26 protein-coding genes are annotated in these 25,721 nt (G+C 46.3%); 20 read left to right on the forward strand and 6 right to left on the reverse strand.

Annotated features, from left to right (window positions below; genetic code table 11):
• Window positions 1-92: 92 nt before the first annotated feature.
• Entirely contained in the window at window positions 93-1,316 is a 1,224-nt protein-coding gene (locus tag DBK98_RS21020; protein WP_005656940.1) for a site-specific integrase, read from the reverse strand.
• An 852-nt stretch (window positions 1,317-2,168) separates the two neighbouring features.
• On the opposite strand from DBK98_RS21020, the gene DBK98_RS21025 reads away from it, so the two are divergent.
• From DBK98_RS21025 to DBK98_RS21070, 10 genes are all read left to right on the forward strand, one after another.
• Complete coding sequence (locus DBK98_RS21025) at window positions 2,169-4,004, forward strand: DUF3945 domain-containing protein (protein ID WP_005828772.1); 1,836 nt, start codon at window positions 2,169-2,171, stop codon at window positions 4,002-4,004.
• Window positions 4,005-4,058: 54 nt separating this feature from the next.
• Window positions 4,059-4,334, forward strand: a complete 276-nt coding sequence (locus DBK98_RS21030) for a DUF4099 domain-containing protein (RefSeq protein WP_007219032.1) — start codon at window positions 4,059-4,061, stop codon at window positions 4,332-4,334.
• A gap of 74 nt (window positions 4,335-4,408) precedes the next feature.
• Complete coding sequence (locus DBK98_RS21035) at window positions 4,409-6,181, forward strand: DNA topoisomerase (protein WP_033572549.1); 1,773 nt, start codon at window positions 4,409-4,411, stop codon at window positions 6,179-6,181.
• A gap of 295 nt (window positions 6,182-6,476) precedes the next feature.
• Complete coding sequence (locus DBK98_RS21040) at window positions 6,477-6,689, forward strand: hypothetical protein (RefSeq protein ID WP_005656948.1); 213 nt, start codon at window positions 6,477-6,479, stop codon at window positions 6,687-6,689.
• Window positions 6,690-6,707: 18 nt separating this feature from the next.
• Entirely contained in the window at window positions 6,708-6,917 is a 210-nt protein-coding gene (locus tag DBK98_RS21045; protein ID WP_032598763.1) for a hypothetical protein, read from the forward strand.
• A 19-nt stretch (window positions 6,918-6,936) separates the two neighbouring features.
• Window positions 6,937-8,025, forward strand: a complete 1,089-nt coding sequence (locus DBK98_RS21050; protein ID WP_033572555.1) for a PRTRC system protein E — start codon at window positions 6,937-6,939, stop codon at window positions 8,023-8,025.
• Between the two features lie 22 nt (window positions 8,026-8,047).
• A complete protein-coding gene (locus DBK98_RS21055; RefSeq protein ID WP_005656951.1) occupies window positions 8,048-8,269 on the forward strand; it encodes a PRTRC system protein C in 222 nt (73 codons plus the stop codon).
• A gap of 36 nt (window positions 8,270-8,305) precedes the next feature.
• A complete protein-coding gene (locus tag DBK98_RS21060) occupies window positions 8,306-9,415 on the forward strand; it encodes a hypothetical protein (RefSeq protein WP_033572550.1) in 1,110 nt (369 codons plus the stop codon).
• Window positions 9,416-9,425: 10 nt separating this feature from the next.
• Complete coding sequence (locus DBK98_RS21065) at window positions 9,426-10,127, forward strand: prokaryotic E2 ligase family D protein (RefSeq protein ID WP_033572556.1); 702 nt, start codon at window positions 9,426-9,428, stop codon at window positions 10,125-10,127.
• The gene (locus DBK98_RS21070) at window positions 10,124-10,915 is read left to right on the forward strand and encodes a PRTRC system ThiF family protein (RefSeq protein ID WP_033572551.1); all 792 of its coding nucleotides are present in this window, start codon (window positions 10,124-10,126) and stop codon (window positions 10,913-10,915) included. The genes DBK98_RS21065 and DBK98_RS21070 overlap by 4 nt, the downstream gene beginning before the upstream one ends.
• An 83-nt stretch (window positions 10,916-10,998) precedes the next feature.
• Here the strand turns inward: DBK98_RS21070 and DBK98_RS21075 are convergent, their stop codons facing one another.
• Together DBK98_RS21075 and DBK98_RS21080 are read right to left on the reverse strand one after the other, a co-directional pair.
• On the reverse strand, window positions 10,999-11,703 hold the full coding sequence (locus tag DBK98_RS21075) for an NYN domain-containing protein (RefSeq protein WP_005656955.1): 705 nt from the start codon (window positions 11,701-11,703) through the stop codon (window positions 10,999-11,001).
• Window positions 11,704-11,759: 56 nt separating this feature from the next.
• Window positions 11,760-12,053 carry a helix-turn-helix domain-containing protein gene (locus DBK98_RS21080; protein WP_005636803.1) on the reverse strand — a complete coding sequence of 98 codons (294 nt, stop codon included), beginning with the start codon at window positions 12,051-12,053 and terminating at the stop codon, window positions 11,760-11,762.
• Between the two features lie 470 nt (window positions 12,054-12,523).
• Here DBK98_RS21080 and DBK98_RS21085 point away from each other — a divergent pair, with 470 nt between their 5' ends.
• The 3 genes from DBK98_RS21085 (at window position 12,524) to DBK98_RS21095 (ending at window position 14,282) form a co-directional block, all read left to right on the forward strand.
• Window positions 12,524-12,808, forward strand: coding sequence for a helix-turn-helix domain-containing protein (locus DBK98_RS21085; protein ID WP_032598767.1), 285 nt, complete (start codon window positions 12,524-12,526; stop codon window positions 12,806-12,808).
• Window positions 12,809-12,815: 7 nt separating this feature from the next.
• The gene (locus DBK98_RS21090) at window positions 12,816-13,118 is read left to right on the forward strand and encodes a helix-turn-helix domain-containing protein (protein WP_005656957.1); all 303 of its coding nucleotides are present in this window, start codon (window positions 12,816-12,818) and stop codon (window positions 13,116-13,118) included.
• A gap of 384 nt (window positions 13,119-13,502) precedes the next feature.
• Window positions 13,503-14,282, forward strand: a complete 780-nt coding sequence (locus tag DBK98_RS21095) for a DUF4121 family protein (protein ID WP_033572557.1) — start codon at window positions 13,503-13,505, stop codon at window positions 14,280-14,282.
• A 71-nt stretch (window positions 14,283-14,353) separates the two neighbouring features.
• On the opposite strand, the gene DBK98_RS21100 is transcribed toward DBK98_RS21095, so the two are convergent.
• Complete coding sequence (locus tag DBK98_RS21100; RefSeq protein ID WP_005656963.1) at window positions 14,354-15,241, reverse strand: toprim domain-containing protein; 888 nt, start codon at window positions 15,239-15,241, stop codon at window positions 14,354-14,356.
• 323 nt (window positions 15,242-15,564) lie between these two features.
• Here DBK98_RS21100 and DBK98_RS21105 point away from each other — a divergent pair, with 323 nt between their 5' ends.
• The 4 genes from DBK98_RS21105 to DBK98_RS21120 all read left to right on the forward strand — a co-directional run bounded on the left by DBK98_RS21105 (window position 15,565) and on the right by DBK98_RS21120 (window position 21,791).
• Window positions 15,565-16,524, forward strand: coding sequence for an AAA family ATPase (locus DBK98_RS21105; protein WP_005656965.1), 960 nt, complete (start codon window positions 15,565-15,567; stop codon window positions 16,522-16,524).
• A gap of 13 nt (window positions 16,525-16,537) precedes the next feature.
• Entirely contained in the window at window positions 16,538-18,940 is a 2,403-nt protein-coding gene (locus tag DBK98_RS21110; protein WP_005656967.1) for a S8 family peptidase, read from the forward strand.
• 613 nt (window positions 18,941-19,553) lie between these two features.
• The gene (locus DBK98_RS21115) at window positions 19,554-20,771 is read left to right on the forward strand and encodes a site-specific integrase (RefSeq protein WP_032536787.1); all 1,218 of its coding nucleotides are present in this window, start codon (window positions 19,554-19,556) and stop codon (window positions 20,769-20,771) included.
• A gap of 48 nt (window positions 20,772-20,819) precedes the next feature.
• Window positions 20,820-21,791 carry a DUF4062 domain-containing protein gene (locus DBK98_RS21120; RefSeq protein ID WP_032536788.1) on the forward strand — a complete coding sequence of 324 codons (972 nt, stop codon included), beginning with the start codon at window positions 20,820-20,822 and terminating at the stop codon, window positions 21,789-21,791.
• A 157-nt stretch (window positions 21,792-21,948) separates the two neighbouring features.
• Here the strand turns inward: DBK98_RS21120 and DBK98_RS21125 are convergent, their stop codons facing one another.
• Together DBK98_RS21125 and DBK98_RS21130 are read right to left on the reverse strand one after the other, a co-directional pair.
• Window positions 21,949-22,230, reverse strand: a complete 282-nt coding sequence (locus DBK98_RS21125) for a helix-turn-helix domain-containing protein (RefSeq protein WP_032536789.1) — start codon at window positions 22,228-22,230, stop codon at window positions 21,949-21,951.
• Between the two features lie 4 nt (window positions 22,231-22,234).
• Window positions 22,235-22,522: a helix-turn-helix domain-containing protein gene (locus tag DBK98_RS21130; protein WP_032536790.1), complete on the reverse strand. Its 288-nt coding sequence runs from the start codon at window positions 22,520-22,522 to the stop codon at window positions 22,235-22,237.
• 339 nt (window positions 22,523-22,861) lie between these two features.
• On the opposite strand from DBK98_RS21130, the gene DBK98_RS21135 reads away from it, so the two are divergent.
• From DBK98_RS21135 to DBK98_RS21145, 3 genes are all read left to right on the forward strand, one after another.
• Entirely contained in the window at window positions 22,862-23,170 is a 309-nt protein-coding gene (locus tag DBK98_RS21135) for a helix-turn-helix domain-containing protein (protein WP_032536791.1), read from the forward strand.
• A complete protein-coding gene (locus tag DBK98_RS21140) occupies window positions 23,151-24,383 on the forward strand; it encodes a VapE domain-containing protein (RefSeq protein ID WP_032536792.1) in 1,233 nt (410 codons plus the stop codon). The genes DBK98_RS21135 and DBK98_RS21140 overlap by 20 nt, the downstream gene beginning before the upstream one ends.
• 336 nt (window positions 24,384-24,719) lie before the next feature.
• On the forward strand, window positions 24,720-25,700 hold the full coding sequence (locus tag DBK98_RS21145; protein ID WP_032536793.1) for a toprim domain-containing protein: 981 nt from the start codon (window positions 24,720-24,722) through the stop codon (window positions 25,698-25,700).
• The last annotated feature ends 21 nt before the right edge of the window (window positions 25,701-25,721 follow it).

A 25,721-nucleotide genomic window follows, 5' to 3' on the forward strand; every position in this document is an offset into this window, starting at 1 on the left:
GGGGGGGGGGTAAAATAAGGAAATAAAAACGTTTATTTTACTTTTCAGTTTTACTGAGAATCATTACCTTTGCAGTGTGTTTTTACCCTCTCTTACATAGAAATGGTATCGTTCAAACCCTTCAAAATCTTCTCGTTCGCATTATCTATTATGGCATTGTCCAAAGAATCCAAGTAAATAAGCGTAGTCCTTTCGCTGCTGTGTCCCATCCCCGCACTGATGACGGCAATCGGTACGTCGTGGTTGCGTGCGGCGGTAGCCCAGCTGTGGCGTGGCGTATATGAGGACAAAGGTAATGGTTCGCCAAGCAATTTGCCCAACCGTTTCAACTTTCGGTTATGGTAGTTCAATCCGGTCCGATATTGACGGTAAGCCAGCTCCGGCTGTTCATCGGTAAGGATGGGGAAAAGATATGGACTTTCCGGACAAGTCCGCCCATACCGTTCCAATATCGTTACCATACACGGCTCTATGCGGAGTGTCAGGTATTGCCCGGTCTTATGACGATAATAGGTGATTCGTCCTCCACCTACATCCTCTTTTTTCAAATAGGCCATATCCACAAACGCCATCCCACGGGCGCAATAGCTGAACACGAACATATCTCTTGAAAGTGCCAGAGCCGGTGATCCGGATAGGTCAAGCCGCTGTAACTTCCGAATGGTTTCCTCATCCACGGCACGCTTCGATGTGCGAGCCACTCCTGTATAAACCTCACGAAACGGAAAGGTCTGCACCGCAAGACCTTGCTTTACGGCCTTGTTATAGACGGCACGCAGAATCCGCATATAGAACGAGCTGCTGTTTCTCGCTACCTTTTGTTGCCACAACCATGACTCATACCGACACGCCAGGGCGGAATCCAACGATGAAAAAGGAATGTCGTCACCGTCCAGGAAAGCGGAAAAGCTGTTCAGTGCACGCCGGTAATTACGAGAGGTGCCGTATTGGCCATTCTCCCAAAGCGTTTCCATCTCTTTTTTCATGTAGTACAGGAAACCGGGCTCGGAAGGCAGGGAGCGATAGCGGTTGAGTATTTCCGACAAGGTGTATGTTTCTCCGCTACAGTCCAGCTCGCGGATAATCTCACGGATGTCACGCATCTCCTTTTCCGCCCGTTTCCGGTAGGCGGTCAGGACCCTCTCATTGCCGGGGACAGCGACAAGCTCACGTTTCGTCTCATTCCACCACTCGGGAAATATCCTCATGTCGGTGGTAATCTGCCTGTTCTCCTGACGGTGGCAAAGCTGGTAACAGAGCGTGCCGGCCTTACCCTGTACCGTCGACGGACGGAATTTTAATTTAATGGTAGCCATATATAGTCTGTTTTATGATGAATAATAGGTACATAGATACAACCCGTGGGCTATATTGTTGAAGGAAGAAAATATTTAGTCATGGATTCCGCTTCTCCACTTGGAACACCGAATATCACCTGATGCCGATGCCAAACTCTGTAAATCTTCTTGAAAGACAGTCCGAATAGCCTCGTAAAGAATCAAAGTCCGAAAATGAAAAGCGACGTTTTTTCCGTGGAACAAGTCTAGAAATATTTATATCGCATAAACAACAAGACAGTATATGTTTTCTGGGAAATTCGTAAAAACAGACGGATACCAGCGAGTTCCCTATAATCAAAGATAAATCAAAACCGTATTGTCACGGGCGTTCCGGCTTCGCTTTCCATGAGTATTTTCCTTGCGACAAGTCGCGGAAAATACACATGGAAACAAACGCCCGGACAATGGTTTTGATTTCGGGAAAGATTATAGGGACTCACTGCGACCGACGCGACGCATGACCGTGTCATTGATGAAAAAAGGAGGGCCTCCTTTATATCCCTAATAAATTCGGCAGGAAGTACGGGATATATGGGCAGACCTGCAATGTCTTATGAAAAAAACGCCGCCCCATGAGAAGACAGGGACTTCAGCTCCCTCTGCTCTGCATAATCCTCCCTTTGCGCCCGTGCCGGCTTCTTCGCCCTTCCTCCGCATACCATATCCTTGTTTTCACGGCATGTTTCTCTCACGGAAAACTAGTCTTTCGGACATTTGACGACATCTGATGACACCTGATGACACCTTTTTGAAAATCAGTGTTTTATTCGGATTTAGCCCATATTTTTGAAGTGTCAAAGCAATTTATTAACCCCAAAAAGAAAAGGTATGGCACAAGAAAAGAGCCCAAACGAGAAGCCTGGACGGCCCCGGAAACCGAAGGTCATGAACGATGCCCCTTTGGTGGAACAGATCACCGAGCTGATGATGATTCATAACAAGAGCGATCCGAAAGCCGGTGTACAAGTGGTCAGCGAGATCGACAAGGACGGGAAGGTCAAGACGGTTCCAGCGGACGAGAAGAATGAAAACTCATTCCTGAAATTCGACAAGAACTCGAGCATACTCGAAAACTTCATCAAGAATTTCTGGAGCCAGTTCAAGGAACCGACCCATTTCCGCCTGCTCCGCATGACCTTCCACGACTACAAGGTGAACAAGCAGGCGATCAAGGACCTGGCGGAAGGGAAAAAGACGGACGTGGTGAAGGAGTTCCTCAAACGCTACGAGATCCGTCCGAGAGAGAACAAAGAGGAACAAAACATGAATAAACAAGAGACAGCCATGGCAAAAAAAGAAACGCAACCGCAGGAACCCCTGCAACAGAGTGAGGTACAACAAGCATCCCAGCAACAACAGCAACCGCAGGCACAGCAGGTGCCACAAGAGCCGCAAGGCCCGCGCTATCGTTACAATGAGAACATGATCGACTGGGAGGGATTGGACAAGATCGGTATCTCAAAGGCGACACTCGAACAGCAAGGACTTCTTGACTCCATGCTGAGAGGTTACAAGACCAACAAGCTGGTGCCGCTGACACTTAACATTCCCGGCGTGCTGACAGCCAAACTGGATGCGAGGCTCTCGCTCATACCGCAAGAGAACGGGCAGGTGGGGCTGGCCGTTCACGGTATACGCAAGGAACCGCAACTGGAACGCCCTTATTTCGGGTTTAACTTTAGCGAGGAAGACAAGAAGAACCTGCGTGAGACCGGCAACATGGGACGTGCGGTGGAACTCAACCTGCGTGGCAGCGAGTACACCCCCTGCCTGATCTCCATCGACAAAAACACCAACGAGCTGGTCGCCGTCCGGCAGGAACATGTCTACATCCCGCAGGAAGTGAGCGGGGTAAGACTTACGGACGAGGAGATCAGACTGCTGAAGGAGGGACAACCCGTCAAGGTGGAGGGGATGACCTCCAAGGCGGGGAAGGAGTTTGATGCCACGCTTCAATACAGTGCCGAGCGCAGGGGGTTGGAGTTCATCTTCCCGAAGAACCAGGTATTCAACGAGAAGTCCATCGGAGGCGTGCCACTCTCGCCCACCCAGATAAAGATGCTCAGCGAGGGACATACCATCCTGGTCGAGGACATGAAGTTCAAGAACAGGGACGGAGCTTTCTCCGCGTTTGTCACGATAGACCAGACGACGGGACGGCCGAATTACACCCGTCATAATCCGGAAACCGGAGAAATCTATATTCCAAAGGAAATCTGCAACGTGCAGCTGACAGCCGAGGACAAGGAGGTCCTGCGCAAGGGGCAGGCCGTCTATCTGGAAAACATGATCAACCGTAAGGGAGAGGAATTCTCCGCATTTGTCAAGCTGGACATGAATACCGGCAGGACGATGTACTCACGCACGCCGGATGGGTTCAACGAGCAGCAGGCACCACGTATCCCGGCGGAGGTTTACGGCCATGTATTCACGGCGCAGGAAAAGGCGAACCTCCAGGACGGGAAGACCCTCCTGGTCGAAGGACTGAAAAACAACGGGCAAACGTTCAGTTCCTACCTGAAAGTAAACCCTTATTCCGGACAGTTGCAGTATTTCCAAGAGAACCCTGATATTCGCAGGGATACTTCCCGTCGTGCAGCACAGGCGGATACCGCCCAAGGCCAGCAGCAGGAACAAAAGAAGGGCGCAAAACAAGCGGTATAACCCCAATCAGAGAGAAACAAAATGAATTTTACAAACATCAAATCCCCAAACCGTATGAATACGAATCGGAACATCCCTTATAATTATAATGTAAAAGATATTGATTGGCCCGGTCTGAAGGCCGTGGGTATCAGCAAGGAGCAACTGGAAGCGGACGGCAACCTTGACCTGTTGTTGCAAGGCAAGGAGTCGGAAATCATCCCGTTGAAACTCTGTACCCCGGTAATCAGCCTGACCATGGACGCTACACTCAAACTGGTACCCGGTGACAACAACAGGACAATCATGGAAATCAACGGTATCCGTCAGGAGGAATCTCCAAAGAAATAACAAAAAAAATAAAATAAGTTTAACCTGTCCCTGTACTGCCCAATCCGGTACGGGGCATCAAAAAGAAAAAGAATATGATCGCAATAGTGACTGACAGGCCCAACGTGGGCAGAGAGATAGCAAGAGTGTTGGGAGCCGGCAGAAAAGAGAACGGTTATATGACCGGGAACGGCTACATGGTGACATGGACATACGGCAATATGCTTTCCCTTGCAATGCCGAAGGATTCAGGGACAGCCCATGTGGAGTGGAAGGACTTTCCCCTCCTGCCGCCTTCCTTCCTGACAGTAAGGCACGTGAAGACGGATACCGGGTGGAATCCCGACATCAATGCGGTGCTCCAGTTGAAAGTGATTGCCAAGGTGCTCAACGCATGCGACACCATTATCGCGGCAACCGATGCCTCCCGAGAGGGAGAGATGCTGTTCCGCCATCTTTACGGTTTTCTGGGATGTAAACAACCCTGCCTCCGCCTCTGGATCTCGTCTCTGACGGACGAGGCCATCACGGAAGGTATGGCGAACCTCCTTCCATGTGATCGGTTCGACAACCTGTTCCTTGCGGCGGACAGCCGTAACCGGGCGGACTGGCTCCTGGGGGTCAATTCAAGCTATGCCATCTGTAAGGCGGTAGGCTTCGGGAACAATTCGCTGGGCAGGGTACAGACCCCCGTACTGGCGGAGATATGCAGACGGTACCGGGAAAGGGAGAACCACATGCCGGCTGACAGCTGGCCCGTATTCATCAGCTTGTGCAAGAATGACCGTATCTTAAAGATGCGCCACGTGGACGACCTTGTGGTCCGCCGGGAGACACTGGCATTGTACGAGGATTGCAAGGCGGCAAAAAGTGTCCGCATCACAGCGGTAGGGAAACAGATGGAGGAAATCGGGGCACCGGCACTTTACAACCTGGCCGAACTGCAGAAAGATGCGAACCGTTACCACAGCCTGACGGCCATACAGGTGCAGGAGATTGCACAAAGCCTGTACGAGAAGAAGCTGATTTCCTATCCGCGCACCTCCAGTCGCCTGTTGCCAAAGGATGTATATGACATGCTGCCGCCTGTCGTGGAAAAGATGCTGTCCTGCAAGGAGTTCCGACAATATGCCGGTACGGTTGACCTCGCCGCGCCACGGGACAGTATTGAGGCACAAGACCCCATGGAGCATCATGCCATCATCATCACAGGCACACAGCCCGGTAAATTGAACCGGGAGGAAATGCTGGTTTACACGCTCATTGTCGGCAGGGTGCTTGAAACGTTCATGCCGCCTTGCAAGGTGGAATACACAACCGTCGATGCGGTGTGTGCCGCACGTAAATTCCGCATCCGTACATACCGCATCTTGGAAAAAGGATGGCTCGGAATTTTCGAGAGGGAACATCTTGTCGCAAAAGGCTGTATGCCTTACCAGGTGGTACCGGATCTTTTTCAGGAAGAGATCCTGCCGGTGGCAGGATGCAGCCTTATACATAAGAAATCGTTACCGGTCTCCCCTTATACGGACGAGGAACTGGTGAATTATATGGACAAGGCCGGACTGGGCACCGTCTCCACCCGCACGAATATTCTCCGTACGCTGTTGGAACGTAAATACATCCGTTATTCGGGTAAATATGTCGTCCCGACTCCTAAAGGGCTTTTCCTGTATGAAACGGTACGCGGTATGAAGGTAGCCGACGCCTCCCTCACTTCGGGATGGGAAACAGAACTGGCACGGATAGAACGGGGGGAACTCTCGCAGGGAAAGTTCCTGGACGGTGTGCTGGAAACGGTAAATGAGGTGACAGGCGAGATATTCCGGAACCATCCGGTGGAAAAGCGACCACAGGGAACCACATAAACAAATGTCAAAGCCAACAAGACAAGGGAAGTACAGACAGTCTGTCTGTACTTCTTTTTTATATGTGCAAGATACGTTTTTCCGCTTTTAAGCGGCAAAAGTCTTGGATTGCCTCGTTTTTGCCGCAAGGCGGCCCCCTTTGGGGGCTTGGTTGGCTAAAAGAAAATCATCCTCGCTTCGCTGCGGTATTTTCTTTTGCCAAGCCTTGCGCAAAAAGGCAATCCAAGGGCCGGAGGCCTATAAAATCGGGAAAACATATCCCGATGGGATTATTCATTCTTAAAAATTTAAAGACATGAAACTACAACTTATCGAAAACATCTGCAAGCAAACGGTCTCACTGGTTCTGCTTACGGGAATATGCCTGCTCTACAGCAAGGGGATCATTCCCGTGTATCTGCCCGTCCTGTTCCTTTTGTCGGGAACGCTCATCAGCCTCCTCTTCAGGACATTCACCCTCATTGTAAAAATAATTATTGCCCTGACCGTCATGGGCATGCTTGTATAATCCTTAAAGCGTAAAGACATGAGAACCGCTACATTCACCCCGTCGGCTCCGGTCATGCCGGCTGCATGGCCCGCCACAAACCGTGTGAGACCTGTTAAAAAACGGATTCCCGATACGACGGACGGACCGAAACGTATCGGCTACTATCTGGAGCCGTTGAGAGGCATAGCCTCAAATCCGGACAGACAGAGAATCCTGAAGAATTTTTTCAAGGAAACTTATGTATAACATTTTAAATTTTACCATTATGTTTTTTCAAGCAATCAACCAAATGATCACGACAGGCACAGACCTGAGTATCAACATCAGACGAGTAAACAACAACCTGACGGTGGCCGTTGTTCCCAGGCGGTCGGGGGTAAAGGACGGGGAGCGCATCGTTCCGCTCATCCTGAACGGCACGCCGGAAGAGCTGGATGCGGGCTTCCTGCAGGCTGTCGGCACACCTGTACAGAAAGCGCAGGGCATCCTTACCAACCTGGAAACGTTCGAGAAACAGGCGGAACAGGCGGTCTCACAAAGCAAAGCCGCCAGGTCTGCTGCGGAAAAAGAGTCCAAAGAGGTCCGCGAGAAACGGGAAAAGATGGAAAAACTGCTTAAGAAGGCTGAGGATGCCATGACCGGCAAACGCTATTCCGAAGCGTTGACATGGCTCAAGCAGGCAAAGGTGCTGGCACTTCCGGACAAGCAAAAGGAAATCGACGAAAAAATGGTGGAAGTACAGAAAAAGGCGTCAGAGGGAAGCCTGTTCGGCATGGAACAACCGTCAGTGTCCAAGCCGCAGCCAGCTCCACAACAGACGGCATCGCAACCGGCGGCAGCCCCGGCATCGCAATACCGGAGCGGAGAGCAAATCCCGATGTTTTTGCCCGAGCAGCCGGCTCCGGTTTCGCAACCCGTTTCACAACCACAACCGCCCCGGTCAGCTGTACATCCCGGACAGCAAACGCCATTTACCGGACAGCCGCAAACACAATCCGTACAATATACTATTTCCGTACCACAAGCGCAACCGGTTCCGCAACAGGCAGTTCCACAACCGCAAGGAATCCAGTTTCATCAACCAGTACAGATGCAACAGGCACGGATAGACGAAAAGCAATGGATGCAACCGGCTCCGCCACAGCCACGGTATGCACCGGTACAGGAGGCCGCAAGAACTTATGAGGAGCGTGAATACCTCCGGCAACCGCAAGAGGCTGCAATGTACAACTTCGACAAGGACTGCGAGGACGACCGGGAAATGCTCAGGGAAGACCCGTATGCGGAATATCCGGATTTTCCGAAGGAATGCCGCATGACGGACACGGCACAAATGGACATGGTATATTGTTAAACTTTATAAAAGAAGAGAAATTATGGCACTTGAAATCAAAGGATTGCAGAGAATTTTCAAATTCAGGAAGGACTCTAAAGAACTGGTATTGAGCGACCCGGACAGCAGCCTGTCCGTAAACGAGGTGATGGACTTCTACTCCATGACCTATCCCGAACTGACAACGGCGACCGTCCACGGACCGGAATGGGAGGAAGACAAGGCGGTCTACCGCTTCAAGACAACTATCGGAGTGAAAGGATAAGCGTATGGATAAGAGAAAGAAAAAGGAGGACAAACCATGCAGACAACTCTCAGAATCAACCAAGGAGAATCTGGCGGGACTCATTATCCGCTCGGCCGACCCGTCAGACATCCGAAGAGGAACATCGGGACAAAAAAGGAGGATACTGCCGCCACCGGGAAGCGTCATGATTTTCTGACAGATAAAATTCCTCCCCTTGCACCGGATTTTTGGCATAAGGACGGATATGACGGTTCCCCGGTCAATCTCACGACACCGGAGAATTTTGACTATCTCTACCAATCGGCATCGAACTATGCCGGACTTATGGGTATAAAGCTCCCTTTCCGATACAGGAAAGGGGGCAGCCCCCGTCTGAAAACCACCGAACTGTACAAGGCGATGGAGGAGAGCGTGCCGGAATGTGTCAATCTGGAAGAGAAAGAAGGAAGGCTCCATTTCTGTCTGTTCCGCCATCACGACTGGCCGGAACCCACATTGTTCTGGATTCCCATCGACTTTACGGAACGGCTTCCCATACCATTGAGGAACATTGTCAGGGAGTTCATCCGGCAATTCGTCCGGCATCACGGAGTCTGCAATGTCACCGAGGCGTTTTGCTATGACTTCGCCATAGAGGAACTGGAAGACTGGGAAAACCGGGATTCCGACGCCTCCCCGAAAGAAATCAGGGCGAACAAGCGGCTGGCGGATTCCTACCAGTCAGGAAAACGGGCGAAAGCGCTCAAACGGATGTCGGGAAAACCGTTCTGCAACTCTCTAGAAGAGGCTGCACGGAATTACCGGACAAAAAAAGGGAAGGAACAAAAACTACTGGAATTGATAAGGGAGGGTATGGCACTGATCACCCCGGAAAGCCCGAACCTCACAAATTACCTGTACGATTGGGCGTATGAGGAGGAGCGTGATTTTTACCCGGTGGGAATGGAAAGCCAGGTCATGCTGGTCTACTCTACCCGTGACACGCTGGCTGAATGCATGGAAGGATTTATGAATTCGGACTATCAGGAGACTTATGCCCTTACCCCGGTCACATACAGGTTTCTGACACCGGAAACGGACTGTCTCTTCCAAATGGGCGACTACCCGGAAAAGCTTTCAAAATGGCTGGCACGTTTTACAAAACATATAGCTGACAACTTCTAAAATGAACGATATGAATGAACTGACCAATAAATTACAACAGGTGATGATGCCCAAGGCGGCACTGATCGCGTATGAATACCGTGAGAACCGCTATGGGAACGGAATGCATTACCTCGAACTGCATCCCATCAATGACAGGGGCAGGATGGAGGCTGCCATGCCTGTCACCTATGAGTTCATGGACTCCCTGGTGGAATCCTATACGGATGACAGGCGGAACGTGCCGCACGGGAAAATCCCCGCCAACATGCTGTGGTGTGATACGCGTAAGGGGCACGAGAGGTATATCTGGTACAATCCTCCGGGAAAACGGCAGATGTTCTTTGCCGGAAGCCTGAATATTCCTGACGGGATATTCCATGTGCCCGGCGTGATCTACAAGGTTTCCGGTGGCAGGCTGGACATTTTCTCCTACAAGGGGGAAAAACCGGTGGAAAACAGCCCGCTTTTCCTCGCCCCTTTCTTCAATGTCACGGGCAGCAGTGTTTGTCTGGGAAACGCCGCGTTGCCCCCCCCGGAAGACATGACTTTCTCAAAACTCCTCGAGTATTGGGAAAAACGTTTCTGGCTCAGCGAATTCTCCCATCTGGGAGGAAACAGGAATCCGACCGGAAGCAACCTGGTCTCGGTAACGGAAAAGGCACGCGCCAATCCGTTTGACGAGAACGAACTGAACCCCATGAACAAACAACTTAAAGACTTACTGGCATGAAAAAGATTCATTATACAGACAGATACCTGCTCAATCCCTACCATCCCGTGACCGTCTTCGTAATCGGTGCGGGCGGAACAGGCTCACAGGTGGCCACCGGCCTGGCGCGGATAAGCGTGGCATTACAGGCGCTAGGACATCCGGGACTGCACGTGACGGTCTTCGACCCCGATACCGTCACGGAAGCGAACATCGGACGCCAGCTGTTCAGCGGATCGGAACTCGGATTGAACAAGGCTGCGGCACTTGTGACCCGCATCAACCGTTTTTTCGGCTTCTCGTGGGAGGCAAAAGGGCAGCGTTATCCGCTGAAAGCCTCCGCAGACCGGGAAGAGCCCGCCCTGGCGAACATCATCGTCACCTGCACCGACAACATCCGCTCCCGGATGAACCTCTGGCGGTTCCTAAAGAAACACCGGGAACACACTTCCAACAACGAGCGGTCGCCCATATATTGGATGGACTTCGGCAATGCCCGGACCACCGGACAGGTCCTGATAGGGAACATCCGTGGCAAGATTCTCCAGCCCGTCTCCAACGAATACCTGCCCGTTCCCCGCATGAATGTCATTACCGAAGAAGTACGCTACTCCACCATCAAGGAAAAGGATTCGGGGCCGAGCTGCTCGCTGGCGGAAGCCTTGCAGAAGCAGGACCTTTTCATCAATTCCATACTGGCACAAACCGGCTGCGACATCCTGTGGCGTATGCTCAGGGAAGGAAGGACATTCTACCGGGGAGCCTATCTCAATCTCGATACACTACGGATAAATCCCATTCCGATATAGACAATAAACGTCAGTTTTCTTTTATGCATGGTAAGGATGCATAAAAGAAAACTGACGATTCCTGATTGTTCCCGCCGTGCGGTTCAGCCTTTCAGCCGCACGGCACTTGCCACTCCCTTTTCCGTCATGACCAGCTCATACCGGTCCAGCCTTTCATAGAGTTTGCCCAATGTCTTGCATCCATATCTCCTGACCTTGAATTTGGGCATCATTTTTTTCAATGCGCCGCCGATCAGCGAAAGGGACACCTCCCCTTTGCCGTCAGCCGCTTGCTCAAAAGCCTTGTCAAAATACTCCATGTCCCTTCGGATAAAGAATTCGGGAGTATTGTCCGAAACCTTGTTTTCCTTCCGGTCGGCATACAGGAACACGGAACAGGACCGTACCAGCGATACGGGAGTCTTGCCCTCCCCATATCCCAGCACCTTCAATCCGGCTTCCCGTATCCGTTGGGCAAGCAGGCTGTAGTCACCGTCACTGGCTACCAGACAGAAACAGTCCGCCCGCCCGTCACGAAGGATATCCATCGCGTCTATGACCAGTGCAATATCCGTCGTGTTCTTTCCAGGAGCATGGGAGGAAGCCTGTACAAGCCTGAATCCATGCTCCCGGGCAGTTTCCTTCCACGCGGAAAGCGCTTTCTTCGTCCAGTCTCCATAAATTCGTCTCACGATGGCATCCCCATAACGGGAAACAAAGCCCATTATATCCTCCATCTTCTCAAAGGAAGCGTTATCCCCGTCAATAAGGACCGCAACGGCATATCTGGAATTGGTATTTGTCTTCATAACAACTGTTTATGAAACAAAGTTAGCATAACTTCCGCATATTGATACCCCCACGTTCATTTTTTCTTTCCGCGTTTCAGCAAGAATTCCTGTATTTCCGAGCTTCTGTAGAAGTTCTTTCCGTTATCGTCCGTCTGGTAATAGCGGATCAGCCCCTTTTCCCGGTAACGGGCGACTGTCCGCAGCGACACGTTGAGCAGCCTGGCTATATCATAATTGTCCAGCAGCTCGTCCCCGTTCATGAAATCCTTCACACGCCCCATCCTGTCCAGCTTCTTTTCTATGCGGTCAAAACCTTCCACTATGGTCATTATCATCTTCTCAAGCACTTCATTGTCTATATACATCATGGCGTATCTCTCCTGTCTTTTAAAGGTTATTACTGAAATACCCTTTCTTGTGCGCACTTTCGAGAGTATATGCCATCTTTAGTGAAAAATCTATGCCGAAGTGCCGGTATTAACTTAGTTATATATTGCATTCTGTTGATAATCAATCAAATAATATTGCGTAATTTTTATCAGTGGATGGTATGTGTAAAATTTTGAAGTGTAAAATTGTAAAGTCCGTAATGTAAACTTTACAAGTTACAGATACCACCCCGCCTATATTCTTAAAACCGGATAAATTGATGACGCTTCCACACAAGGTATTCAACATATATGGTTGATAATATTTATTTCAGAGCATTTTCCTGAAGTTTGCCCCTGCAGCCCTCTGTTACATATGACGTTTAATGACATCTGATGTCATTTAACGACATCCTTTTGGACATGAATGTTCCCTTTCATATTTTCGTATCCGACAAAAAATGAAGTTTATGGAGTTTGTATGTATCGAGGCTAAAACATTCATGGAAATGAATGAGGCTCTGGAAGCCGTTGTAAAAAAAATGTGTGAAACATGCGGAAGTTGCGTATCCGGTATGGACGACTGGATTGACAACCAGGAGGCTTGCATGCTCATGGACGTCTCTCCAAGAAAGATGTTGCAGCTTCGCAGAAGCAGGGCCATCCCTTACAGTTATATAGACCGTAAGGTGTATTACAAGCGTCAGGATATTATCTGTTTTATGGAAAACAACATTCACCGTATAACCCCTTAAAAGCAAGATGATCCAATCCCTGTTGACCAAAGAAACCCCGGAAATCATTCGTTTTTTCCGGAGCATAGACAGCCTGTCCGAAATGCTGGACAAGCAGGAGGAGAAATTACGTCCGGTTCTGAACGGAGAACGTTACATTACGGATTGTGAGCTTGCCGAACAGTTGAAACTGACACGCAGGACGCTGGCAGAGTACAGGATAAACGGCAAACTGCCTTACTACAAGATAGGAGGCAAATTACTATATAAGGAGAAGGACATCCTTGCTTTGTTGGAAAGAAACAGGGTGGAGGCGTTTGATAACCGGTAATGTCCGTTTGGGAAATATCCGGACTTCAAGTGCTTCCTTATACTGTTCAATGTAAGACATATGAACCAAGGAATCTTTTAAAAACAGATTTTCCTTGCCGGATTTTATTGGGGGGATATATCAGGTTGCGAGGCAAAGGTTTTCCACCTTGGAATCAAGCAGTGTTCCGCATTTCTGTTTCTTACCTGCAAAGGTAGCCTTTTGCCCCTGATCGAGCAAGGCGGTCCTTTGGACCGGTTGGCTGAAAAAATCATCCTCGCTTCGCTGCGGTATTTTTTCGCCAAGCCTTGCACAATCAGGGCAAAAGACAAACGGATGCATATAAGAAAAGAAATACCGGCTTTACCAAAGCCGGGCATGTTTAACCATAAAATAAAAAAGACCATGATCCAAACAAAAAACAAGTATTGCAAGGAAACGTTCATCCGCCTGAACTACTGGTATGACCGGATGCACGGGCTTGTCCAGGAAGACATAGAGAAAGCGAACGCAATGGTGGAACACATCGAAAAGACACGTTCCGACCGGTATCCCCGTACAGGTGACAGCCTGTTCTTTATTTCCGGATACGGTGAACGTTCCCGGCCGTTCTTCGTAGATGCCGTGTATGGAGATAACATCGTGCTCCGGAATTTCTCCTGTGTCCCGTTCGTGTCCCGGGATAAAAAGGGCATCAAATGCGATATGCATGGCGATGAGTGCGTGTTGGTAAAGGCAGGCGATGTAAGGTTCAATACATGGACTACCGGCCGTTTCAAGCATTGGGGGCATTACGGGGCATGTGAAAACGGGGAGGTTTACTACGATGCGAAAATAGCCCTGTGGGAGTGTGACGCACCTGAACATCCGGAAAGCCGGGAATGGTTCAAAATCCATATCCGCAAAAACACCCGGCCGGGCGGGGATATGTACACCGGAGAAATATCCTGCAAGGATGAGGATGGACTCAGGCAGTTTGTCGACGACCATGAAGGTTTCATATTCGCAGAAGAGGGTTCTCCGGAAATGGTCATGCTATGTTTCAGGCATTCCGACATGAGGATTTCCCCGGAAGAATGGGAAAAGATGGACTGTCCGGTATCCGTGCGTGAGATATACGGACAGATGCAGGAAGTAAAGATTGTAAAAGACCATAAAACACATCTGACCACATTCTACTATTAACACAGTATCGCCGCATTAAAAATCAACCCGCTTCCTGCCACGTGCGGCAGGAAGGAAACGAGGGTACACCATCAGACTGTCTTTTCAATTCCTCTATTATTATGGAGCCGGTTGTTTTTCCCGCACAGATATTCATTCAGGTCCTTATATCCGGAATATTCATGCGAGAGATCGCATATACGGATTCCGTATTTCTCCTTTAATGCCTGCACCGCATTTTTTCCGGCCGTATCATTGTCCAGACAGCAACAGATGCCATCATATCGTGAAAGGAAAGAAAAAGCTTTCTGTAAGTTACTGACAGAATTCAACACTATATAATCCCCCTCTTCCAAGGATGGAAAAGCCGCCCTGAAAGACAGAAAATCCATAAACCCCTCAAAAATATAGCAAATCCCGCTCTCCGGTGAGCTGATGATACAACTGATGTCCTTGGGAGCGATACAAGCCTTGAAATACCTGTTCCGTATCTCGTACCCTCCGGAAATATTAGGGAAAGCGATGGCAAAATAATTTTTCCCGTTCCGCTTAAAATGAGCCTCCTTGCATGCTTTTCGGGCCGTTTCCGTATCAATGCACCGTTCCTCCAGATAGGCAAGCAGTATCCGGTTGGCAAGAGGCGTGATTTTCAAGTCCTGAAAGGCGGGATACGCTTTTTCAAAAGGGCAGGAGACAGTAGCCGGCTTCAAAACCGTCCTTTTATCCTCAATACACCGTAACACACGGCTTACATCCTGTGTCCGATAAATCTCCTTGGCTAATGTTATAATATCCCCTCCTTTCCCCAGACCGAAGTCATACCATAGTTCCTTATGGAGGTCTACCTTGAAAGAGGCCTCCTTTTCCGTCCTGAAGGGCGATTTATACCATACGCTGTTCCCACGCTGTATTACCGGTTCATGTCCGAATCCAGCTAAAAAATCAACAAGCCTGATGTTCTTTGCTTCCTGTATGTTCATGACATATCTTTTTCATGAATTAATTCACGATTAACACATAGGACAAAGAACCGCTTTATACCCGAAACAGACAAAACAGTGTCATCAGATGGCATCAAAAGTCATTAGACGACAAGCAACCTAATATAAAAACATGTTACCATATGATTTATCATTTCCATTACTATTTGTGTGTTTTACATACACTCCTTAAATCATAAATCTGTTATACAAACTATAAACATTCCTCAAAAAGTTTGGCGACATTGGTGATATTTGATAATATATTAGGGAATTAGACGGAAAAATAGTAATTTTGCAAAGCAATAATTATTGATTTATAGATGGCAAATGCGGACCAAATATTGTCTTTGATACGTAATCATCTGAATAACGATGATGCACAATTTAGAAAAGTTGCTCTCCAGATTTCTGCTGTAGAGGCAAAGAATGGTCATGCAGTATTAGCAAGAACCATCCAGGAGCTTTTAAGTCAAAGAAAAACATCTTTTAGTGCTTTAAAGCTTATTCCACGTAATAAAGATGTGGATGACTTATTGCTTCAAGTTGAGACATACGATTGCTTGAAAAATATGGTGACGGACAAAACATTGAAAGAAAAGATAGAAAGAGTCATCAAAGAATTTACAAAGAGAGAAGAACTTAGAAAATATGGACTTGCCAATCGCCGCAAATTATTGCTCTATGGCGTACCTGGGACAGGCAAGACTATGACAGCAGGAGTATTGGCTAAAGAGTTGAATCTTCCTTTATTTATTGTGAGGACAGAGAAAGTCGTTACAAAATTCATGGGTGAGACAGGACAGAAACTTAGCCGTATCTTTGATTTTATAGATGAGGTTCCCGCAGTCTATCTTTTTGATGAATTCGATGCTATCGGTGCTCAGCGTGGAATGGAAAATGAAGTAGGTGAACAGCGCCGAATACTCAACACATTTCTTCAATTGTTGGAACGTGACTCATCAGACAGTTTCATTATAGCAGCGACAAATGCCATTGATTCGATAGACAAAGCGATGTTTCGACGTTTTGATGACGTTATTGAATATCGCTTGCCAGACTCCGGACAACGTATTCATCTGTTGCGTGAATATCTATATGCGGCTAAAGAACTTGATTATTCCATGGCAGCACCTCTGTTTGAAGGTATGAGCCATGCAGAGATAAAAATGGTATGTTCTGATATATTCAAAGAATCTTTGTTAAATGATGTGCCAATGAATATAGAATTGGTAAAGATGGTCGTTGACAAACGGAATCAACTTTGCCGTGAAATAAGTTGAATAAGGAGATAATATGCAAAAGGAACATTTTTTCTTAGGTAACCAAATAGCAGAACCCCGTTCTTTCACTCCAAGAGCAAAGGTTGTACCACCACCTGTTATTCCTGAAAGGAACAGACAAGAACATGCTGCATTTATCAAGGAAAGCTATAATGCAGTCGTTGAATATGCCATCACGGCTCTTTCTGAAAGGGAAAAGTGTGGTTTACCGTCTGCGGATGGTGTGTATATAAACCTTGACATGTCTCCCAAATTGGTTCCCCAAAAGTTAGCCCAAAGTAGTGGAGCATCCATTCTGAAAATCTCCGAAGATAAAAGTGACGGAAATGTTGATGTAACCGTATATATCAAAAATGAAAAAAAAGATTGGCTGAGCAAGAAGGCAGACGAGTATGCCGATGAAAAGTATAATACGAAAACAGGCAAACCTAAAAATACAGGCTTGATTGAACCTATCAACGCCATTAAGCCGGCAGATATACATGCGCTCTATACATCTACAGAAGATTTCGATAAACTACCTGATAATAAAGCCTTTTTATTCGAGTTGTGGATAACCAAAACAAAGGAATATGACACAGTAAAATTATCAGATGTCTTGGATAAACTTGCTATCTTAAAAGCAGGTAAAAATCATTTGGATTTTGATGGAGTAGATGTTTGGATGATAAAAGCAACCAAACAACAGTTATGTGAATTACCGCTATCTATCGGTTATATAGAAGGAGTGCGTCCCTATCATCAGCCATCGATACTTATAAAAAATCGGAGCGAAAGTCGCGAGTGGAGTGAACTGATTGAAGGAGAAATCCAATTTGCGCTTGATAAAGACAGTACAAGAATAGGCTTGTTGGACTCAGGCGTCAACAATGCCCATAAACTGCTGGCACCTGCTCTTCCTAATGACAGAATGAAAAGTGCTATCAGCGTGCCGGATACAACAGACCACAGTGACCATGGTACAGGTATGGCCGGACTTATGCTTTATGGAGATTTGACGGATATAACTTATCGACATGGAGGTCCGATAATCATAGAACAGGACTTGGCTTCCGTGAAGATTGTTGAGAACGGTCATACAACAGATCCGGATTTCTATGGAGCGGTAATTGAAGATGCTATCTATCAGGCTCAGACTATGGGGGCATCTATACAATGTATGGCTGTAACTGATGGTACATCGTATGACGGAAAGTCAACGTCAAGTTCTGCGTCATTGGATGAAAGCATATACCATAATGGCAAGTGTGACCGCTTGGTGCTCGTTTCAGCGGGCAACATTGAGCCCCCTGAAGTAGATGCCACAAATTATCTGGAGTCCTGCAAAGCCAATGCTGTACAAAGTCCGGCTCAAGCATGGAACGCATTAACAGTCGGAGCATATACGGAGAAAACGATAGTAACAGATGAAAGCTACAAGGCACTGGCAGCTCCAGGGAATCTGTCACCCATGTCAAGAAGTTCGTGGAGTTGGAGAAATGGTTGCAATAAGCCTGAAATAGTCATGGAAGGAGGTAATATAGCCTATCATCCTGTTTTTCAAACAACGACACATCCTGATTTAAGTTTGATTACTACCTGCCAAGATTTGGCGGAATCATTGGAACAGTTCCATGCCACAAGTGCGGCTACAGCATTAGCGACACGTCTTGCGGCAAAAATAAAAACAGCAACACCAGCTCTTTCCATGTTGTCTGTTCGTGGCATGATGGTACATTCTGCCAAATGGACACCGGAAATGATACGTATCGGTAATATCAAGGATATTATACCTTTATGCGGCTATGGCGTTCCTGATGAAGAGACGGCCTTATTCAGTAATGAAAAATATGCAACGTTTATATTTGAAAATGAGTTAATACCCTATTGGGAAAAAGATGGTTCAAACACCTATAATCAATTGCACTTTTATGATTTGCCTTGGCCAACAGAGGTGCTGGAACAAATGGGAGAAGAAAATGTAAAAATAAGAATCACACTATCTTATTATGTAAAGCCGTCTCCTGGATATGCGGGAAGAAGCAACAAGTATCGTTATCCATCTGCTACGCTGCATTTCGACTTGAAAAGTGCAAGCGAGAGTATGGAAGAGTTTCTTTGCAGAAGAAATAAAAGTGAAGGAGAAAAGAGAACTGACAATGATACTAACAGATGGACCATCAAACAACAACGTAGAGAACAAGGTACTGTACAATCTGACTGGATTGAATGTACGGCCGCTGAATTGGCTTCTTGCGGGCAGATAATTATTTATCCAGGCCAAGGATGGTGGAAAGAAAGGAAATTAGCTAATGTTGATAATGTTATCAAATATTCACTTATCGTATCAATAGAGACAACGAAAACTGAAATTTACGATGCCGTAGAAACGGCTATCAGTAATAGAATAGGAGTACAAATAATGCAAGAAGTATAGGAAATAAAGAAAAAATCTAATAAGCACTTGATTATTAATAAAGCATATGCGGAAACACAATGTCTTTATTTACATCAGATACAAATTACTGTTTCAATGACACTGTAGGCAGAGACTATAGATATAAACAACATCGTTGACAAAAAACAGGCAAAAAAAATATGCATTAGTTTGCAGAAATCGAACCTTTTTATTATCTTTGCAATCTCAAAGAGATAAAGATTACCAGATTAGTCAAGAAAAGCGATGAATTTAGTGTGATGCTAATTCAATGGCTTTCATAAAAGATAAAGTAATAAATGTGCAGTCATTCAAGGAGTTAGAATAAACCAAAGCAAAAGGTTCGATTCCTGGTGGCACCACTTTTTAAGAAGGCAAAACGATGTAAATCCCTGAATTTCAAAGAAGTTCGGGGATTTTTCTTTTCCAAGAGTAAGCAAAATTAGTGGGATTGAAGCAAACTATACGTCCTTATTCAAGGGACTGTTTTTAAAAGCCCGGAATGTTCCACTGCGAGGTATTTACTTCATTCTTTTACAGCACGTTGCACTATTTTACATAACAGGGTTCTCGGTTCGATTTCCTAACTTTGTATCATTAAAAATCGAGCCGTATGGAAAGAAAAAGATTCAGCGTGTTGTTCTTCATCAAGCGTAGCAAACTGTTAAAAAACGGGGAAGCACCCGTGCGTGTGCGTGTCACTTATGACCGCCTATACGTGGAACTTCAACTAAAGCGGAGCGTAAAAGTCCCACTCTGGTCGCAGGAAAAAGAGAAATCGACAGGCAAAGACCGAAACTCCGTAGAACTTAACCATTACATTGACGCCCTGCGTGTGAAATTCTATCAGATTTACCAAGACTTGGAACTGGAGGGAAAGATTATCTCCGCACGTGCCATAGTGAACCGCTATCAGGGAAAGGACGAGACTTTCAAGACATTGTATAATGTATTCAAGGAACATAACGACAACTGCCGGAAGCTAATCGGGACGGACTATGCCGACATCACCGTAAGACGTTACGACAATTGCCTTAAATACCTCATGGAACTGGTTAAACGGGATTACAAGGTAGATGATATGTTACTGCGTGAGGTAAACGGGGAACTGGTACGCAAATTCGATTTATACCTAAAGACGGAGAAGCATTGCGCACAGAATACCGTTATCCGGTACATGAAATGTTTTAAGAAAGTGATAAACCTTGCCATTGCCAACGAGTGGCTGACAAAGAACCCGTTTGCAGGAATCAAGTTTCACGAGGTGGAAGTAAACAAACAGTTCCTAAGCCAAGCCGAGATAAACCGGATATGGCAGAAAGAGTTCAGGATTGAACGGCTGGAACTGGTACGGGATGTTTTTATCTTCTGCGTATATACCGGGCTGGCATTCATAGACGTGTATAACTTGCGCCCCGAACACGTTTCAGAGGACAGCAACGGCAACCTGTGGATAGTGAAACCCCGTGAAAAGACAAACAACCTCTGTAACATCCCACTTTTGAGCATTCCCAAACAGATACTTGAAAAGTATAAGGATAACCCCTACTGCATGGATAAAGGAACTTTGTTGCCCGTTCCCTGCAATCAGAAGATGAACAGCTACCTGAAAGAGATTGCCGACCTGTGCGGTATTAAAAAGAACCTGACCACGCACACAGCCCGGCACAGTTTCGCTTCGGTTATCGCACTGGCTAACAACGTGTCACTGCCGAACGTGGCTAAAATGCTGGGGCATTCATCCACCCGAATGACGCAGCACTACGCAAAGGTATTAGACCAAACGATATTAAGGGATATGCAAAAAGTTGAATTTATACTTTCGAAATAAATGCCAGTTATTGAGTAAATTCCGTATTTTTGCAAAAAAAATAATTATATGGCAAAACCAAGAATATTCATAAGTTCAACTTTTTATGATTTACGACAAATCCGTTCTGATATAGATTTATTCATAGAAGGACTGGGATATGAACCTATACGAAATGAAGAAGGCGACATTCCATATGGAAAAGAAGATGCTTTAGAAGAATATTGTTATAAAGAAATAAAATCTGTAGACATCCTTATTTCTATCATTGGTGGACGTTTTGGCTCTGAATCAAAAAGAGAGAATTCTTCTATTTCTCAAACAGAGCTAAAAACTGCAATTAAAGAAAATAAGCAAATTTATGTTTTTGTGGAAAAGAATGTACTTTCTGAATACGAAACATACTTGTTAAATAAAGAAAATTCTATCAACTATAAATTTGTTGACAATGTTAAAATCTATCAATTTATTGAAGAAATTAAAAATCTAAAGGTCAATAATAATATAAAAGGATTTGAAACAGCTTCAGATATAACAAGATATCTAAAAGAGCAATTTGCTGGATTATTTCAACGATTCTTAGAAGAACAAACCAAGATTAAAGAGGTTAGTCTTATAATGAATTTGGAAAGGACATCACAAAATTTAAACAAATTAGTAACTTTTCTTAGTGAACAAAATAAGGGACAAACAGAAGATATTAATCGAATATTAATGATTAACCATCCTTTAATTGGAGCATTACGAGAAAAATTGAATATTCCATATAATTTCTATATCGAAGGAGTAAATGATTTAATGAAATTAATAGAAGCAAGAGGATATTCTAATTCTCCGGACGAAGCACCTTGGGATGATGATTATACTTGGATTAAATTTTCAAAGAATGGGACATTAAAAGAAACCCTAACTATATCAAAGAAAATATTTGACGAAGAAAACAGGCTCAAATATGTAAACAAATCCAATTGGGATGATAATTATATTAATCAGTCTTTTTTAAATATACCATCATCTAAGGAGGATGACTTGCCTTTTTAAATTTTATACAACAAAAAGCCAGCAACACAGTTTTCAAGAAACCGTGATTGCTGGCTTTCAACCAAACAATATAGAAAACAAGACAGCTATATTTCAATACTTCAATATTTCAAGAAAGCAAGACATCAATAAAACAAGATTTCATGTTTTCAAGATTTCATTTTCTGTAATACCTTTCCAGCAGGTCTAAAATCTCGCTTTCCCGGTAGATGATTTTTCCCGGAAGCTGCACATACCCCAGCAGTCCCGTGTCCCTGTAATCCTGCAAAGTCCGTTTGCTGATGCAAAGCCGCTTGCACACTTCCTCGCCCGTTAGGTAGTGTTCACCGTTCAATACAGGGCGATAGTTCATTACCACGTACTCCACATTTTCCAGCACCCTGTCGAGGGAAGAAAACAGCACCAGCGTGGTTTCGGAATCTTTCGTTATCAAATCCATGCGCCTACTTTTTAGAATTGTCCCTTACTTGGTCGAGCAGAAAGGCTTCCACGTCCGAAGCCTTGTAGTAAATCTTATTGTTAATCTGCGAATAAGGCAGTTTTCCCGTATCACGGTAGGTCTGCATTGTCCGGGCTGAAACATTCAGCAAACGGCAGGTCTCGCAGTTATCCAGCCACTTGTCACGCTTCCTGCGTAAAGGCACGCAGAGCGCATCCACACATCCCACAAAGTTTTCAAACCTCTGTTTCCAAAGTTCAAAGGTTTTCTTTTCAATCGTCACTATTTCCATAACCGATATATTTATTCTTGTCAATACTCCGTTTTTCTTCACTGGTGCAAATATATAAGACTGAATAATAGGTTGTTCCCCTCTGTCCGAAAATGACCTTGCGTGTCCGAAAATGTCCACCGCCAACCCAACAACAACACGAAAGAAACGAACCGATAACAAAAAACCTGTTTTTTCTCCACTCCCTAAATAAGTAAGGTAATGAACACAAAAACGTTTTCTATTTGCCGACATTAATTTGGTGCAGAGCGAAGCAAAGCGATTCCAAACGGCTGACGCTTTGATTTTTACCGATTTTTCTTATTTTATTTGTGGTGCTAATCCAAAAAATAAGCACCTATGAACAATCCTTTCGAAGAAATTTTCAAGCGGCTGGAGAACATCGAAAAGATGATTGCCCCGGTCACGAGCGCACAGCCCGAAGAACGGCAGGACGAAAAAGAGCCTGTGTTAGTCAAAATATCCGTTGCCAGTGGCATAACCGGGTATTCGGTCAATTACCTGTATCATTTAGCCAGTAAGGGGATGATACCGTGTGTCAAGCGTGGGCGTACCCTGCGTTTCGACATGGAGGAACTCAAAAAGTGGATGCAACAGCAGTATGTCCCGGCTTCTAACAGACTTCCCGATGAAAAAGAAAAGAGGTGATGAAACACGGCATATCGAGGGCTGGCAGTCAAAGAACGAGCGCATCGAAAGCCTGTTGAACGTCCTGTACGATTTCCGGTTCAATACCGTAAAGAGCCGGACGGAATACCGGGCTGCAAGTTCTTCGGGATTGTACCAGCCCGTTACAAAATTCGTCCTGAACTCATTCAGGCGCAGGCTGGACGCAACCGCCGGTATTGTCACCTCTGCCGAGAACATCCGTACCATACTGGAAAGCGATTTCGCAAGAAAGGTACATCCCATACGGGAATACTTCAACGCCCTGCCGCTTCTCAATCCAACCGAACACGGGCATATCGGCAGGCTCCTGAACACGGTACAGGTAGCCAACCCCGGCAAATGGGAGGAATATTTCACGAAATGGCTTATCGGTGTGGTAGCCAACGCCATGAATGATACGGGATGTCAGAACCATACCTGTTTGGTATTGACAGGGGACAAGCAGGGACAGTTCAAATCGTGGTGGCTGGACAACCTTTGCCCGACACCGCTTAAGAACTACCTGTTCACCGGGAAGATAGACCCGCAGGGCAAAGACATCCTGACACTGATAGCCGAATACCTGTTCATCAACATTGACGACCAGCTAAAGGAACTCAACAAACAGAACGAGAACGCATTGAAGAACCTTATCACCACCCCGGCAGTAAAGTACCGCAGACCATATGACATTTACATTGAGGAATATCCCCACCTCGCCAGCTTCATGGCTTCGGTGAACGGCAACGAGTTCCTGACCGACCCGACAGGCAGCAGGCGTTTCTTGCCGTTCGAGGTGCTGCGCATAGACAAGCCCACGGCAGAAAGCATCCACATGGATAACGTCTATTCCGAAATCATGTACCTGTACCGTCAGGGCGTACGCTACTGGTTCAATGATGCGGAGATTGGGGAACTGCACCTGACAAATGCGGAATTTGAGGTGCAGACGGTTGAGTTCGAGATGCTGACACAATACTTTGAGAAGCCGACAGAGGGGGAAGAAGCCCTGTTTTTTATGACAACGGCACAGATACTGGCACGCTTACGGGATATATGTCCCATGCAACTATCCGAAAAACGGCTGGGGGAAGCGTTACGCAAAGCCGGGTTCAAACGGGTACAGAAACGTATCGACAAACAGACCTATTCGGTATATGGGTATAGGATAAAGCCTGTTTCAACATCCTGTACAAACAGCGATTACGGTTAGCACGGTCATTTTACGATTGGTTATTACTGCAACGCAGTAACTGCCATAGTAAGATATATTTTCATTTTATAGCCTGTATATCAAACATTTAATAATAGCGCAGTAAGCAGTAAGATAAAACCGTAAACTTTTGGAAAAGTTTGGAAAAAGAAAAAACGCAGGAATTATCAGGGTTATATTTCTATCTTCTTTTGAAGAAATAACTTACTTATCTTACTGCATAAGAGATAATCCGCTGAAAGAAAAAAGAATTATGCGCAGAAACATAGTGACTTTTCTTCTTACTGACTTCTTACTGTGCTACTGCAATTTATCAACATCAAAAAAATAAAGATTATGACCTACAAGGAAGCCAACAATATCAGTATCAAGGATTACCTGAACTCTTTGGGAATCCAGCCCGTCACGGAAAAGGGAAGCTACGGGATGTACCGCAGCCCCTTACGGGAGGACAACACGCCGAGTTTCAAGGTGGATTATAACGCCAATCTATGGTATGACTACGGAACTGGCGAGGGTGGGGCGCTCATCGACCTTGTGATGAAGCAGAACGGGTGCAACGCCTACGGTGCTATCTGCCGACTGGAGCAGGGCAACACTACCTCTTTTTCCTTTCACGGGAAAGACCTGCCCGAAAGGGACACGAAAAGGCAGGCAGCCAGCCCGATAGAGATACGCAGAATACAGCCGTTACAGAATCCGGCACTCATGCGCTACTTGCAGGAAAGGGGGATTTCCCCCGGAACGGCAGCCCCATACGTGCAGGAAATGTATTACCGCATCGGTGGAAAGCCTTATTTTGCGCTGGCGTTCAAGAATGATTCAGGAGGTTACGAGCTTCGCAATCCCCGTTTCAAGGGCAGCACATCGAAAGACATCACCCATATAAGGCAAAAGGGAGAGCCGAGAGATACCTGTTTCGTGTTCGAGGGCTTTATGGATTTCCTCTCATTCCTCACTATCCGGCAACAGAAAAGCCCGGGTATGCCCTGTACCGACTGGCAGGACTACGTTATCCTGAACTCCACCGCCAACGTAGATAAAGCCTTATATCCGCTGGCTGGTTACGGGCATATACACTGTATGCTTGACAATGACGAGGCAGGCAGGAAAGCGGTTGAAGCCATAAGGCAGGAATACAAATGGCGTGTACGTGACGCATCACACCTGTACAGCGGTCACAATGACCTGAACGACTATCTGCGTAGCCTTAAAGTGAAGCAATCCCAAGATTTGACAGTTACCGACAAGCCCCAGCCGGAGCATGATAACAGACAAAATCCGGGTGAAAAAAGAAAGAGAGGGCTAAGGATGTGACCTGCAAGGCTGACGGCATGA

This window comes from Bacteroides sp. PHL 2737 (assembly GCF_004115325.2).
Classification (GTDB): Bacteria; Bacteroidota; Bacteroidia; order Bacteroidales; family Bacteroidaceae; genus Bacteroides; species Bacteroides hominis.